This is a genomic window from Streptomyces sp. NPDC025784, assembly GCF_055558435.1.
Genome location: NZ_JBVHMN010000011.1, coordinates 224510 through 238082, shown reverse-complemented (window position 1 = coordinate 238082; position 13573 = coordinate 224510). Strand labels below are relative to the sequence as shown.

At 70.2% G+C, this 13573-nt stretch carries 15 protein-coding genes; 4 read left to right on the top strand and 11 right to left on the bottom strand.

Annotated elements, in window-relative coordinates; translation table 11 throughout:
* Nucleotides 1-117 precede the first annotated feature (117 nt).
* Nucleotides 118-378: a hypothetical protein gene (locus ACZ4IF_RS25230; protein WP_467566458.1), complete on the bottom strand. Its 261-nt coding sequence runs from the start codon at nt 376-378 to the stop codon at nt 118-120.
* A gap of 84 nt (nt 379-462) precedes the next feature.
* Between ACZ4IF_RS25230 and ACZ4IF_RS25225 the strand changes: the two genes are divergently transcribed.
* A complete protein-coding gene (locus tag ACZ4IF_RS25225) occupies nt 463-1005 on the top strand; it encodes a hypothetical protein (RefSeq protein ID WP_467566455.1) in 543 nt (180 codons plus the stop codon).
* Between the two features lie 140 nt (nt 1006-1145).
* On the opposite strand, the gene ACZ4IF_RS25220 is transcribed toward ACZ4IF_RS25225, so the two are convergent.
* Both ACZ4IF_RS25220 and ACZ4IF_RS25215 read right to left on the bottom strand, forming a co-directional pair.
* Complete coding sequence (locus tag ACZ4IF_RS25220; RefSeq protein ID WP_467566699.1) at nt 1146-1799, bottom strand: hypothetical protein; 654 nt, start codon at nt 1797-1799, stop codon at nt 1146-1148.
* Nucleotides 1800-2241: 442 nt separating this feature from the next.
* A complete protein-coding gene (locus ACZ4IF_RS25215; protein WP_467566452.1) occupies nt 2242-3993 on the bottom strand; it encodes a flavin monoamine oxidase family protein in 1752 nt (583 codons plus the stop codon).
* Nucleotides 3994-4147: 154 nt separating this feature from the next.
* On the opposite strand from ACZ4IF_RS25215, the gene ACZ4IF_RS25210 reads away from it, so the two are divergent.
* Nucleotides 4148-4486, top strand: a complete 339-nt coding sequence (locus ACZ4IF_RS25210; RefSeq protein WP_467566450.1) for a DUF6233 domain-containing protein — start codon at nt 4148-4150, stop codon at nt 4484-4486.
* Between the two features lie 111 nt (nt 4487-4597).
* Nucleotides 4598-5338 (top strand): hypothetical protein, encoded by a 741-nt coding sequence (locus ACZ4IF_RS25205; RefSeq protein ID WP_467566447.1) that lies wholly within the window; start codon nt 4598-4600, stop codon nt 5336-5338.
* A 230-nt stretch (nt 5339-5568) separates the two neighbouring features.
* Here the strand turns inward: ACZ4IF_RS25205 and ACZ4IF_RS25200 are convergent, their stop codons facing one another.
* The 6 genes from ACZ4IF_RS25200 to rpsB form a co-directional block, all read right to left on the bottom strand.
* Entirely contained in the window at nt 5569-5841 is a 273-nt protein-coding gene (locus ACZ4IF_RS25200) for a hypothetical protein (RefSeq protein ID WP_467566445.1), read from the bottom strand.
* Between the two features lie 306 nt (nt 5842-6147).
* Nucleotides 6148-7287, bottom strand: a complete 1140-nt coding sequence (locus tag ACZ4IF_RS25195; protein WP_359492370.1) for a phosphatidate cytidylyltransferase — start codon at nt 7285-7287, stop codon at nt 6148-6150.
* Nucleotides 7287-7844 carry a ribosome recycling factor gene (gene frr / locus ACZ4IF_RS25190; protein ID WP_028802465.1) on the bottom strand — a complete coding sequence of 186 codons (558 nt, stop codon included), beginning with the start codon at nt 7842-7844 and terminating at the stop codon, nt 7287-7289. The genes ACZ4IF_RS25195 and frr overlap by 1 nt, the downstream gene beginning before the upstream one ends.
* 188 nt (nt 7845-8032) lie before the next feature.
* On the bottom strand, nt 8033-8803 hold the full coding sequence (gene pyrH, locus ACZ4IF_RS25185; RefSeq protein ID WP_095936924.1) for a UMP kinase: 771 nt from the start codon (nt 8801-8803) through the stop codon (nt 8033-8035).
* A gap of 191 nt (nt 8804-8994) precedes the next feature.
* Nucleotides 8995-9831 (bottom strand): translation elongation factor Ts, encoded by an 837-nt coding sequence (gene tsf, locus ACZ4IF_RS25180; RefSeq protein WP_359492373.1) that lies wholly within the window; start codon nt 9829-9831, stop codon nt 8995-8997.
* 96 nt (nt 9832-9927) lie between these two features.
* Complete coding sequence (gene rpsB / locus ACZ4IF_RS25175; RefSeq protein ID WP_359492375.1) at nt 9928-10827, bottom strand: 30S ribosomal protein S2; 900 nt, start codon at nt 10825-10827, stop codon at nt 9928-9930.
* A gap of 270 nt (nt 10828-11097) precedes the next feature.
* Between rpsB and ACZ4IF_RS25170 the strand changes: the two genes are divergently transcribed.
* Nucleotides 11098-11748 carry a murein hydrolase activator EnvC family protein gene (locus tag ACZ4IF_RS25170; protein WP_467566441.1) on the top strand — a complete coding sequence of 217 codons (651 nt, stop codon included), beginning with the start codon at nt 11098-11100 and terminating at the stop codon, nt 11746-11748.
* A gap of 131 nt (nt 11749-11879) precedes the next feature.
* Here ACZ4IF_RS25170 and ACZ4IF_RS25165 read toward each other — a convergent pair whose 3' ends face one another.
* Together ACZ4IF_RS25165 and whiG are read right to left on the bottom strand one after the other, a co-directional pair.
* Nucleotides 11880-12437: a TetR/AcrR family transcriptional regulator gene (locus tag ACZ4IF_RS25165; RefSeq protein ID WP_359492483.1), complete on the bottom strand. Its 558-nt coding sequence runs from the start codon at nt 12435-12437 to the stop codon at nt 11880-11882.
* 140 nt (nt 12438-12577) lie between these two features.
* On the bottom strand, nt 12578-13420 hold the full coding sequence (gene whiG, locus ACZ4IF_RS25160; RefSeq protein WP_028802460.1) for an RNA polymerase sigma factor WhiG: 843 nt from the start codon (nt 13418-13420) through the stop codon (nt 12578-12580).
* Between the last annotated feature and the right edge of the window lie 153 nt (nt 13421-13573).

The window sequence follows — 13573 nt, the reverse complement described above, 5'->3', positions numbered from 1 at the left end:
GGCGGTCACCCATGAGTGCCGTCTGTCAGCTTCGGTCGACCTCGCACGGCCCAGGGACGGTCCAGGAGACTGCCCGCTCGTCGCCGACGTGATCGAGATGGCGTCCGCCCAGGGCCGTCACTCGAGCGGCTGGGGAGCGACCGGGAGCTGCTCGCTGCAGAGCCAGGTGAAGGTGCGGTCCGGTTCGAGACGGGCGTCTCCCCGGTGGATGGCGTGGATGCCGTTCTCCGGGTCGGCCGTGAAGAACAGACAGACGAACTTGGTGGAGGCACTGAGCGCCTCGAACGTCTTGCGCAGCTCCTCGTACCCCTCCGTAGTCAGGTCGTCATCGAGAGCGAACAGTCTTTCTTGAGGCTGTGGCCCGTGCCCCAGGAGCACGGCCGGTTGTAGATCAGGACCTGGCGGCCGTGGTGAGCCCTTTTGGGATGCGACGAAGCCGGTGGCCGTGCACACTGCTTCGCCGTGGAGATCATCAAGGGCGAGCTGCGGCGTCTTCTGTCCGGCCTCGGGGCCGAAGACGGTCGCCGGCAGCCGTTTCTCGTGCGTGTCCGGTTCACCGCCGAGGATCCGACGCGGGTCATCGCGAATGCCCGCGCCGTGCTCGCGTGTGTGGTCCGGCGCACGGGTGACTGGCCGACGTTCGAGCGATGGCCGGAGCTACTGCCGACGGAGTTCGTGCAGCGCTGCGCCCCTGCGCCCGCGGAGCCGGAGCCCGGCCGAGCATTCGATACAGAGGCCTGGCTGCAGAAGTGGCGGGCGATGAGGCCCAAGCGGACATCACCGTTGAGCCAAGGGTCTTGGACGCTGTCGGACTGGCTCTACTACTTCGACCCGACCGATGAGGGCATGGGCGACGACCGCAGCTGGTGGTGGTGGGACGCGGGGTCCGATGGGCCGGGCAACGGCTGGGTCGATGTGGCCACCACCGGCTGGCCGTTCGGCAGCGGTTCGCTGTCCTGGCTGATCGAGGCCGGCGGTGGCAGGGATCTCGATTATGGGCCCTGATCCACAGGAGCATTCGGCGACATCCGCCGTGCAAGCTCCTTGAGACACGCGACGCACGAGCTACGGGTTCAGAAGCGATCGGTCCTCTGCGCGGCGAGACGGGCTCTGAACCGCGCAGCCCGACTTCGGCGACCGGCGGCTCAGCAGTCATAGCGGTGGACTGTGGGCCAGGTGGGGCAGGTGCGGCACACGAAGACATGGACGCCTCCACAGTCACCCATGATCATTTCGTGGCTGTCATGCTGCAGTTCCGGGTCGTCGGACGTTTCCCAGCCACAGCCGGGACCGGTGCGCTCCTCGACCGGGAGCCAGCGGCCGCACGATTCACTCGCCGAGATTGTCAGCAAGTGTTCCATCCGTGAGCCGCAGGCGCAGTGCGGCCAGTTCGGTGGCTGTGTCCAGCCGGGGTATCCGCCCACCTTGCTCTGCTGGGTGGTGAAGGCGTCGTAGTAGGAGATGCCGCAGGACCGCTCCAGCTCCTCGCTCCACTTGCCCACGCGCTCGGACAACTCCGCGGGCAAGTCCCAGTTGGGGTACTCCACGGTCTCAGTGGGGTGTATCACGCAGGGCCGTGGGACGTACTCGTCATCGAACTCGTAAGGGCGCGGCGCCTCGTCCAGCAGTGGACGATCCGCGAGGACGGCGAGGGATCGCCACCGCAGTACCGGCACCGGCGAGTGCTGGTCGTGTTCGGAATGGATCAGCGGGCACCAGAGCACTTGGAGCACGTCGGCCCCGACCGGGAAACCCAATGCCGGGACGTCGCGAGGGATGAGCTGCAGCACTGGCACCATGGCGACGGGGGCCGGACCGACCGACGCGCAACCGCGGGCAGGGTTGTAGTGGTCGGGAGCCGCACACGTCGGCCAGGGCTCCTCGGCGGGCCAGAGGAGCGGCCCACCCAGCGAGCTTTCATCCCGTACGGGGCTACCGGCGCGCGGGTACAACAGGGTGGTTGTCCGCGCGTACGGCACGAGCTCTGGAAATACTTCCGCGATGTCGCACGGGGCCGGCGGAACGGTAAGGCTCATGATCACCTCCGGGCCGCGCATCGTAACGCGACTGGAGTCGATCGGCAGCTGTCGACGTCGGTCACCGTGCCGGAGGCCGGTCGTCCTCTGCCTCAAGCCCGAGTGCACCTTCACGTGGCGACCCCGGCCGCGTTCTCGCGGCGCGGCCCGACCGGCCTTCTCCGCGACACCCCGCCGACCACCGCTCGCGTGACGGGCCGGCGGCCTACGGGCCGAGGTAGGTGCTCGGTGAGAGCCACGTCGGACGGGGCAGGCCGAAGTGCTCCTCGAGCATCAGCTCGGCCTGGGTGAGCGCGCCGTAGACCCATCCCTGTCCGGTCGACCAGGCATCGCCGCAGACGTACAGGTTGGCGTCGGGGAGCGGGTGCCGCATGCGTGGCATGATCTCCCAACTCTTCGCTCCCACCTGCCAGAAGTGGAAGGCCGCTCCGTACGGGTCCTGCACCCAGTCCTGGAAGTAGGCCGACGTCGGGTCGGGGATACGGGCGTCGGGGCCGTGCAGCTCGCGCAACTGCCGCTGTGCCTCATCGACCAGCGTCCCCGGCGCCGAGGCGTCCATCGGCCGTGGCGGCCGGGTCACCGCCACCGGGGCGAGGCGGTGCGGCCGCGTCAGCAGCTCGTTCCAGAACTCCACGTCGCTGAGGTCGTTGTAGGAGGCCAGCAGCAGGGCGTTGCGGTCGGCCGGGTCGGCCCCGGGCTGCTTGCCCTCGACGCCCCAGTAGTAGGTCTGGCGCAGCGGCAGGTCGCTCACCGAGCGGCCGGCGCGCAGGCCGAGATCCTCCCACCACGGCCGGTCGTAACCGAGGAAGAGCTTGGAGGCGGGCCTCGGGACGATCGAGCCGAGGTCGGACAGGAACCGGTCGCTGGTGAAGAGGAAGGTGTCCGGGTCCAGCAGTTCGATCGAGCGCTGGGGCATCGCCAGAACGACGTGGCGTGCCCGGACGGTGCGCGGCCGGCCCGTGGGCCAGACGGAGAGAGCGAGGGCCAGCACCTCCTCGCCGTGGACGGTCTCCCGGTCGATCCGGCGTACCTGGTGATGGAGGTGGACGGTCCCGCCTTCCGCCTCGAACCGCCGGACGAGTTCCTCGGGCACGGTCTGGTAGCCGTTGCGCAGCAGCAGGTACTGCGGTGCCGGGGAGCCGACGAAGTCGGCCACCGACGCCTCCATGGCCTCGATGCTGTTGACGTTGGCCACCACCGATCCGTAGCCGAAGCCGTCTCGGAGGAACGACCACCCCTCTTGCCCGACCGCGTCGAGCAGCAGGTTCCAGAACCCGATGTCGTAGAGGTGCCGGCCGTTGGCCGACGCCGTCGGCTTGATCTTGTCCCACGCCTTCTGGTTCATCCCGGCGGCGCCGGGGACGAAACGCTCGATGACCGACACGAGCGCATCGTCCGGCGACTTGCCCCGGATCGCGGCCGGCAGGTCGTAGGGCACGACCGCCGGGTCGTTCCACTGGGCCTGGGTGAAGCGGTGCCGGCGCAGGTAGACGAGGTTCTGCGGCTCGTCGACCGGGAACGGATCCGTCGGCAACCCGAGATGCTCCACGAGGTCGGCCACGACCGGCTGGTTGTCGAGGTAGCGCATCCCGCCCAGTTCGGCGTGCAGATGCGGCATACCGGGCGGCGTCACCGAGAAGAGGCGGCCGCCGACGCGCTCGCTGCCCTCGAACAGGTGCACCCTGAGGGGACCGCGGCCACTGCGCCGAAGCTTCTTGAGCGCGCTGCTGCGCTCCGCTTCCGGGCCGAGCAGACGCCAGGCGGCGTACGCCCCGGACACCCCGGCGCCGATGACCGCAACGTCGACGACGTCGGCCTCGGCCGCCTCCTCGCCCCGCGGACGCGCCCGTGCCGGCGTCCCCAGTGCTCCGTCGACGACGGCAGCGGCGCCGAGAGCCCCGGTCCCCTTGAACACATCGCGGCGCGTCAGTTCGCCCATCTCCGGCCCTCTCAGCATGGATGTCTTCGGTAGGTAACTGGCTGTGATCGCGCCATAACCTACCAATCCAGGCATTTTCGAGGTGCTAGCGAGCGGTGGCGGGCGAGTCGCAGGGATGCACCCCTCGGGGCGAGGAGTGCCCCCGACGCGGCGCGGTCATAGAATCGAACATGTGCACGATGACCTGCCGCCCGACCTGCCGAGGCTCCGCACGCTGGAGACGTGGCTGATCCTCTCGCTCACCCGGGTACAGCGACGCATCGCCGACATCGAGCGGCGCGAGGTGGAGCGGGACCATGGCCGGCAGGCACGGCCACCGGTGCCCGACTGGCTGCTCGAAGTCGGCATCGGCAGCGAGAGGCCGCCGGTCGCGGTGCACGTGGGCGGCTGCCACATGGCCGGCAAACGCGTACGCGGCATCCCGCGCGACCAGGCGCTGCGGGCCCTCACCGAGGGGGTCGACGCCTGCTCGCACTGTCGGCCGGACAGCGAGCTCGGGGTCCTCGACTGAGCCGGGCCGGCGCCGCCGTACACCCCCGCGCTCCGCGGCGGCGTGGGGCCGACCGCGGGCGTCGTGGGGGGGCAAGGCCTCGGGGAACGCCCCGGCTCTACGATCCCGCGTATGACCAAGTTCATCGTCACGGTGTGCCTGCCGGCGACCAAGCCGCGGAAGCTTCCGGAAGCGATAGCCGCCGCCATGGCGCCCTACGACATCAACCTCACCGACGAGTGGAATCCGGTCGGCGAGTGGGACTGGTGGGCCATCGGCTCCGGTGCGGGCACCCCGTACCTCGTCCTGCCGGCGCACGACGGCGACCGCAGGCTCGTCACGGCCTCCACCGTCCCCCGCAGGAAGGCGGACCTCGAACCCCTCGGTCCGCTGGAGTGCTCCGGCGGGCCACGGGGGATGCTCGACTTCGACGCGATGCGGCGGCGGTCGGCGCACAGGTACGACGCCCTGCTCGCCGCCTGGCACGAACTGACCGCGCAGCACCCAAAGGCCCTGCCGCTGTCCCACTTCGTCGCCCGTCACGACTCCGACCCCGACGGCTACTCCCGCGAGGAGGCCAAGAGGGATCACCTGGCTCAGCCGCTGGTGCAGGAGGTGGCGCAGCGGGCCGTCGCCGGCGATCCGCACTTCGACATGTCGTTCCTGCTGAACGATCCGATCGCGTACTTCACTCAGGAGCACGAGGAGGCCCGGCGGTCGGCGGTCCTGAGTGCGGTGCCCGGCTTCGCCCTGCTCGCCCTCGACGGCACGTGGTCGGACGGGCGGAGCGACGGCTACTGGGAGCGGGCCGACGCGTACCTCGACGACCTGCATGCCGAGGCTGTCGTCGTCGATCTGCTCTGCCACTGCTGACGGCGGCGGGTCCTCACGTGCGACCGCCGGACCGCGGCGGCGACGGCGGGCGGCCACCCCACCGATCGCAGCGGCCGGGGACGGCCACCCGACCGGGACGGCCGCCGCAGCGAGCGCCGTGGCCGTGGCCGTGGCATGCGCGCACCCCACCGGTCGCGGCGGCCGGGGTGATCAGCCCCCGCGTCGGACCTTCACCTCCCAACGGCCTGAGCCGGTCGGGACGCGGACCGTCACGGCGGGTTGGCCGCGAGCCGGCAGGCACCGTTCGCGGCACCGCCCGGCACGCCCGCGGCGGTCAGGGCGCTCACACAGCCCTGCAGGTCGTTGTGCACGCCTCGCGTGCACGCCGCCGTGACGGCGTCCGAGACCTGGACGCCCGTCTGCTGGACCATGTTCGTGCAGGCCGGGATGTCCGCGTGGGCGGCGGGGGCGGCGATGGCCACGCCGCCGAGTGCGAGGGGCAGACCGATGAGGACACCGGCGAAACGGGCCGACATGCGCATGGGGACACCTGCTCTTCGGGGTCGGGGCTCGTGCAAGCTCGGCGCCGAGCATCGGACGCGGCCGGTGTACGGCCGTGGCCCTGGGCCCCCGCACCCGTCGGCTCGGCGGAGCGCCCTTCTGCCTCCGACGCTAGATCAGTCGCCCCGCACCCGCACTCCGGCCCGGCGACGGCTCCCGCCCCGGCAGACCGTCGGTGCACGACTCGGCACGGCGGGCGCACACGGCTCGGCACGGAAAGGGCCCGCCGTTCCGTGGAACGGCGGGCCCTCACCCTCAAAACAGCAGGCCGGTGACGGATGTCGAGGTCAGCCGGAGCCCACGAAGATCACCAGGAGCAGCCAGACCACCGGAGCCGTCGGCAGCAATGAGTCCAGCCGGTCCATGATGCCGCCGTGCCCCGGCAGCAGCGTGCCCATGTCCTTGATGCCCAGGTCCCGCTTGATCATGGACTCGCCGAGGTCGCCGAGGGTGGCGCTGGCCGCGACCGCGAGGCCGAGGACCAGACCCTGCCACCAGCTGCCGCCGTCGATCAGGAACTGCATGCACAGCGCGCCGGCCGCCATCGCGAAGGTGACCGCTCCGAACAGGCCCTCACGGGTCTTTCCGGGGCTGATGCGCGGCGCCAGCTTGTTCTTGCCGAAGCGCCAGCCGATCGCGTACGCGCCCGTGTCGCTGACGACCGTCAGGAGCAGGAACGTCAGGACGCGGCGCGGCCCGTCGTCGGCGGTCAGCATCATGGCCACGAACGTCGCCAGGAACGGCACGTAGAAGGCCGCGAAGACCCCCGCCGTGACGTCCTTCAGATAGCCCTCGGGCGGCTCCGTCATCCGCCAGACCAGGACGGCCAGCGCGGTGAGCGCCATCGCCACCCAGGCACCCTCGGCGCCGCGGACGTAACCGGCGACGACCATGGCGGCCCCGCCGAGCGCCAGCGGGACGAGCGGCGCCTTGATGCCCTTGCGCTCCTCGAGCCGCGAGGTGAGCTCCCACAGCCCCACCACCACGGCGACCGCCACCACGCCCACGAAGACGGCCTTGACGACGAACAACGACGCGACGATCACGACGCCGAGCCCGACGCCCACGCCTATGGCCGCGCCCAGGTCGCGTCCCGCACTCTTCTTCTGCGGTGCGGGGGCGGGCTGGGGGGCGGCGCTGGGCATGGGCTCCTGCGGGCTCTGCGGGTGATGCGACGGCTCCCCGAGGGGCACCGCCGACGATGGGTCGTCGCGGAACAGGGGGCCACTCAGCCGAGCGGCCCCCGGGTCGTCATCCTGGTCTCCGCCGTGTGCGGGTTCGCCGGGCACGATGGGCATCGGGCGAGTCTGCTGCGCGTCATGCGCATCGTACGTGGGACCCGCCGGACCTGCCCCCTGGACAGGCCCCTGCTCGGACGGCCCCCAGTACCCGGCTTGTGGCGGCGCTCCCCAGGAAGAGTCGTTCATCAGACCTCGAGCAGCTCCGCTTCCTTGTGCTTCAGGAGCTCGTCCACCTGTGCGACGTACTTCGCGGTGGTGTCGTCGAGCTCCTTCTCCGCACGACGGCCCTCGTCCTCGCCGACCTCGCCGTCCTTGATCAGCTTGTCGATGGCGTCCTTGGCCTTGCGGCGCACGGAACGGATCGAGACCTTGGCGTCCTCGCCCTTGGTCTTGGCGACCTTGATGTAGTCCTTGCGGCGCTCCTCGGTCAGCTCGGGGAACACCACCCGGATGATGCTGCCGTCGTTGCTGGGGTTGACGCCCAGGTCGGAGTCGCGGATCGCCTGCTCGATGTTGCGCAGCGCGCTCTTGTCGAACGGGGTCACCACGGCCATGCGCGGCTCGGGCACCGCGAACGAGGCCAGCTGGTTGATCGGCGTCAGTGCGCCGTAGTAGTCGGCCACGATCTTGTTGAACATCGCCGGGTGCGCACGGCCGGTGCGGATCGCGGCGAAGTCCTCCTTGGCGACCACGACGGCCTTCTCCATCTTCTCCTCGGCTTCGAGGAGGGTCTCTTCGATCACCACTTGCTCCTGCGTGTCTTGAGTAGGCCCGGCAGCTGTTTCCTCGTCGGGTCGGCGGCCGGCTGCGTCGCGTCTTATTCCTGCACGGTTCCGGACCGGCAGGACATTGTCCATCCCCCGGTCAGGGTCCGTCCTCGGCCGGGGTCCGTCCCCGTCCCGGGGTCCGTCCCCGTCCGTGACGGTCCCCGTCAGGCCCGGCCGCTCTGGTCGCCCACGAGTGTGCCGATCTTCTCACCCTTGACGGCCCGCGCGATATTGCCCTCGGCCAGGAGCTCGAAGACCAGGATGGGCAGCTTGTTGTCCCGGCACAGCGTGATGGCCGTCATGTCGGCGACCTTGAGGTCACGGGTGATGACCTCGCCGTAGCTGAGCGAGTCGAACTTGACTGCCTCGGGGTTGGTCTTGGGGTCGGAGTCGTAGACCCCGTCCACACCGTTCTTGCCCATCAGCAGCGCCTCGGCGTCGATCTCCAGGGCGCGCTGCGCGGCGGTGGTGTCGGTGGAGAAGTACGGCATGCCCATACCGGCGCCGAAGATGACGACGCGGCCCTTCTCCAGGTGGCGCACGGCGCGCAGCGGGATGTACGGCTCGGCGACCTGCCCCATGGTGATGGCGGTCTGCACGCGGCTGTCGATGCCCTCTTTCTCCAGGAAGTCCTGGAGGGCGAGGCAGTTCATGACGGTGCCGAGCATGCCCATGTAGTCGGAGCGGGCCCGGTCCATGCCGCGCTGCTGGAGTTCGGCGCCGCGGAAGAAGTTGCCGCCGCCGATGACGACGGCGATCTGGGCGCCGCCGCGCACGACGGCCGCGATCTCGCGGGCGATCTTGTGCACCACGTCGGGGTCGACGCCCAGCCCGCCGCCACCGGCGAACGCCTCACCGGAAAGCTTCAGCAGAAAGCGTCCCGCGCCTTTGCCGTCGTCGGTCTTCTCGCCCTTGTCGGCCTGGGTGGTGGTCATGGAGATCTCGCCTCTTTTACGTGTCGCACATACGAAGAAGGCCATTGCCGGTGGGGTGTCGTTCGCATCCCATGCTCGGCAATGGCCTCCTCGTCAGATCTGCTGTCGTCCGGCACGCACGCGCGGGTGCCGGCGTACCGGGACGACTGCTGTCGACCCTATCGGGGTCGCGCGTCGATCGCGGTACGGACTCAGATGCCGACCTTGATGCGCGAGAAGCGCTTCAGGGCGACACCGGCCTGGTCCAGGATCTGCTGGACGGACTTCTTCTGGTCCAGCGCGTAGGGCTGGCCCAGCAGGGTGGCCTCCTTGAAGAAGCCGTTGACGCGACCCTCGACGATCTTCGGGAGGGCGGCCTCGGGCTTGCCCTCGGCGCGAGTGGTCTCCTCGGCGACGCGGCGCTCGGACTCGACGACCTCGGCCGGGACGTCCTCACGGGAGAGGTACTTCGGCGCGAAGGCGGCGATGTGCTGCGCGATGCCCTTGGCGAGGTCGGCGTCGGCCTTGTCCAGCTCGACCAGGACACCGATCTGCGGGGGCAGGTCGGGCATGGTGCGGTGCATGTACGACGCGACGTAGGCGCCGGAGAACTGGGCGAAGCGGTCCAGGACGATCTTCTCGCCCAGGTTGGCGTTGGCCTCGTCGACGAACGCCTGAACCGTCTTGCCGGACTCGATCTCGGAGCCGAGGAGCGCGTCGAGGTCGGCCGGGGAGGTCGCGGCGACGTGCTGCGCGATCTGGTTGGCGACGGCCTGGAACTTCTCGCCCTTGGCGACGAAGTCCGTCTCGCACTTCAGCTCGACCAGGACACCGGAGGTGTTGTCGTCAGCGATGATGGAGACCACAGCGCCGTTCTCGGCGGAGCGGCCCTCGCGCTTGGCGACGCCCTTCTGGCCCTTGATGCGCAGCGCCTCGACGGCCTTGTCGACGTTGCCGTCGGCCTCGTCCAGGGCCTTCTTGCAGTCCATCATGCCGGCGCCGGTGAGCTCACGGAGCTTCTTGACGTCAGCGGCGGTGTAGTTCGCCATGATTCCTGGAATCTCTCTCGGAGTCTGAAGATCTACGGGGTGAACGGCGGGGGCTTCGTGGGCCCCCGCCGTTCACAAACCCGAAGGGGTGAGGGGTCAGGCCTGCTCGGCGTCCGCGGCCGGAGCCTCGACAGCCTCGGCCTCGGCGGCCGGAGCGTCGGCCTGCTCGGCGTCGGCGACCTTCTCCGTCTCGGCGGAGGTCTGGACCTCGGCGTCGTCGGCCTTCTTCTCGCCCTCGAGCAGGTCGCGCTCCCACGCGGCGAGCGGCTCGCCCGCGGCCTTGTCACCCTCGGCCTTGCCGGCACCGGAGCGGGCGATGAGGCCCTCGGCGACGGCGTCGGCGATCACGCGGGTGAGCAGGGTGACGGAGCGGATCGCGTCGTCGTTGCCCGGGATCTTGTAGTCGACCTCGTCGGGGTCGCAGTTGGTGTCGAGGATGGCGACGACCGGGATGTTGAGCTTCCGGGCCTCGCCGACCGCGATGTGCTCCTTCTTGGTGTCCACGATCCAGACGGCGCTGGGCACCTTCTGCATCTCGCGGATACCACCGAGGGTCTTCTCCAGCTTGGCCTTCTCGCGCGAGAGCACGAGAAGCTCCTTCTTGGTGAGACCGGAGGCGGCGACGTCCTCGAAGTCGATCTGCTCGAGCTCCTTGAGGCGCTGCAGACGCTTGTAGACGGTGGAGAAGTTGGTGAGCATGCCGCCCAGCCAGCGCTGGTTGACGTAGGGCATGCCGACGCGGGTGGCCTGCTCGGCGATGGCCTCCTGCGCCTGCTTCTTCGTGCCGACGAACATGACCGTGCCGCCGTGGGCGACGGTCTCCTTGACGAACTCGTAGGCGCGGTCGATGTACGACAGCGACTGGAGCAGGTCGATGATGTAGATGCCGTTGCGCTCGGTGAAGATGAAGCGCTTCATCTTCGGGTTCCAGCGACGGGTCTGGTGACCGAAGTGGACGCCGCTCTCCAGCAGCTCCCGCATCGTGACGACGGCCATGGCCGTTCTCCTTGGTGTTCTCGGTTGTGCCGCGTGTGCCGGACGACACTCGCGCCTGACGCCCGCGATGCGCCTTGCCACGAGGGACCGAGAGGCGCTGACACCGGTCGCTGACGACCAGGTGTCGGGGCGTGCGAAGTCGACCCGGTGACCCGGATCGCCATCAGAAGTGTACGGGACCCGAGAGGCGCCGGGTGACGCCGCTGTCCACAACCGGCCGGTACTCCACAGATCCCGACCGTGATCGGCTCGTTGCGGGACGGTGGCGGCATGCGAGCGAAACGATGTGTGCGTACATGGCTCGGGCTGTTGCTGGGTCTGGTGGCGACCGTGCTGGGCGCAGTGGGCCCGTCGGCCCCCGCCCGGGCGAACGGCCCCGCACCCCCGGCGCCGGCCGTGTCCCCCTCCTCGGACTCGGCCTCGGATCCGGGAGACGGTTCCGCCGCCGACCCGGTGCCGAAGGTCGGCCGCGCCTGGCCCGTGGGGACACGCCCTCCCGTCGTACGGGGCTGGGAACCGCCGGCGACCGCGTACTCCCGGGGCCATCGCGGCGTGGACCTCGGGGCGGCCCCGGGTGCGCCGGTCCGTGCCGTCGCCGCGGGCCGGGTGTCCTTCGCGGGCCGGGTCGCGGGCCGTGGTGTCGTCTCGGTCGAACTGCCGGGCACGGGCACCGCGCCGCTGCGGACGACGTACGAGCCGGTGCTGGCGTCCGTCCGCAAGGGCGACGAGGTCGCGGCGGGCGACCTGCTCGGCACTGTCGAAGGCGGCGGCTCGCACTGTGCCAGGTCGTGCCTGCACTGGGGACTGCTGAGAGGCAGTACGTATCTGGACCCGCTGTCGCTGCTCCCGCCCTGGCTGCTGCGCGCGGGTCCGTCACGCCTGCTGCCGGTGGCGGGGGTGCCACAGGCACCCGCCACGTGAGGGAGACGGGTCCCGGCGTCCCGTCCGCGCACCACAGGTCCCGGCGTCCCGTCCGCGCACCACAGGTCCCGGCGTCCCGTCCGCCCACCACAGGTCCCGGCGTCCCGTCCGCGTGCCGGGAAGCGCCGGACTCAGCCCCGCACGCCCCGCAGAACCATGGAAACGGTCGCGTCGATGATCGCGTCGGGTTCCTCCGCGGCGCCCAGCTCGATGCGGCGCACGGCGGCGTCGACCACGCCCTGGAGGAGCATCGCGGCGAGCCGTGGTTCCGCGTGTCCCATGTCGCCGAGCGCCTCGACGATCATCGCGACCAGGCCGCCGTGAGCTGCGCGGATCTTCTCCCGCGCTCCGGCGTCGAGTTCGCTCGCGGAGATGGCGACCACGGCGCGGTGCCGGCGGTCGCCGACCAGCGCGAGCTGCCGGCGGACGTACGCCTCGACCTTGCTCTCGGGGGTGTCCGCCCGCTCCATCGCGGCGGAGACCTCGGCCGCCCACACGGGGAAGTCGACCTCGCACAGCTCCTCGACGACGGCCGCGCGGGAGCGGAAGTACTCGTAGACGGACGATCTCGCGAGTCCCGTGCGTTCGGCGAGGGCCGGGAAGGTCAGCGCCTCCGTCCCGCCCTCGGACAGCAGGGACCGCGCCGCGTCCAACAGGGCGGCTCGCTGCATAGACCGGTGCTCGGCCACGGAGGCCGCTCGAATCCTTGGCACGTCAACCACTGTACGGACGGACCGCCCCGGACGGCAGCCACTCCGCCCACCCGGCGGTGGTGGCGGGGCCTCGACACCGGCGGGGCAGGGACGATTCGGCGTGCTCCCGCCGCCCGTCAGCGGCCGAAACTCGCCAGCTTCGCCCGCAGCTGGAGCACCGACTTGGTGTGGATCTGGCTCACTCTGCTCTCGGTGACCCCGAGCACGTTGCCGATCTCCGCGAGTGTGAGTCCTTCGTAGTAGTACAGCGTGACCACGGTCTTCTCCCGGTCGGGCAGCGTGTTGATGGCCCGCGCGAGGAATCTGCGCAGCTCTCGGTCCTCGGCCACCTCGACCGGGTTGTCGGCCGCCGTGTCCTCCAGTGTGTCCATCAGACTCAGGCGTTCACCGCCTTCGCCGCCGACGTGCAGCAACTCCTCCAAGGCCACCACGTTCGCCAGGGACAACTGGCTGAACACCGCGTGCAGTTCCTCCACCGCGATGCCCATCTCGGAGGCCACCTCGCCCTCCGACGGGGTGCGGCGCAGGCGTGCCTCCAGCGTCGCGTAGGCGCGCTCCACATTGCGGGCCTTCTGCCGCACCGATCGCGGGATCCAGTCCAGCGCCCGCAGTTCGTCGATCATCGCGCCCCGGATCCGGGTGATCGCGTACGTCTCGAACTTGATCTCCCGCTCGATGTCGAACTTCTCGATCGCGTCGATCAGCCCGAACACCCCCGACGAGACGAAATCCGCTTGTTCGACATTGGCCGGCAGTCCGACGCTCACCCGTCCCGCGACGTACTTCACCAGCGGTGAGTAGTGCAGGATCAGCTGCTCCCGCAGCCGGTCGTCACCCGTCGCCTTGTACGACCGCCACAACTCGTCGAGTGTCGCGGGAGCGGGCGGGCGCACGCTGCCGCCGTCGCGAGCGGCTGGCGGGATCGCCGCCCGGTCGGACCCGGAGGTGTGCTGGGGCATTCGTCGCCTTGTGCCGTTCTGCCGAGAACTGGGGCTGCCTGAGTGACCTGTCGGTCGGTGTCGAGAATTGTCCGTCTGAGCCGGAATCCTCGTGAGCGTAGCGTGACTGAGGAGTCGCAGTGCGCGAAGAAGGGGGGATCACCCTCACGCGGA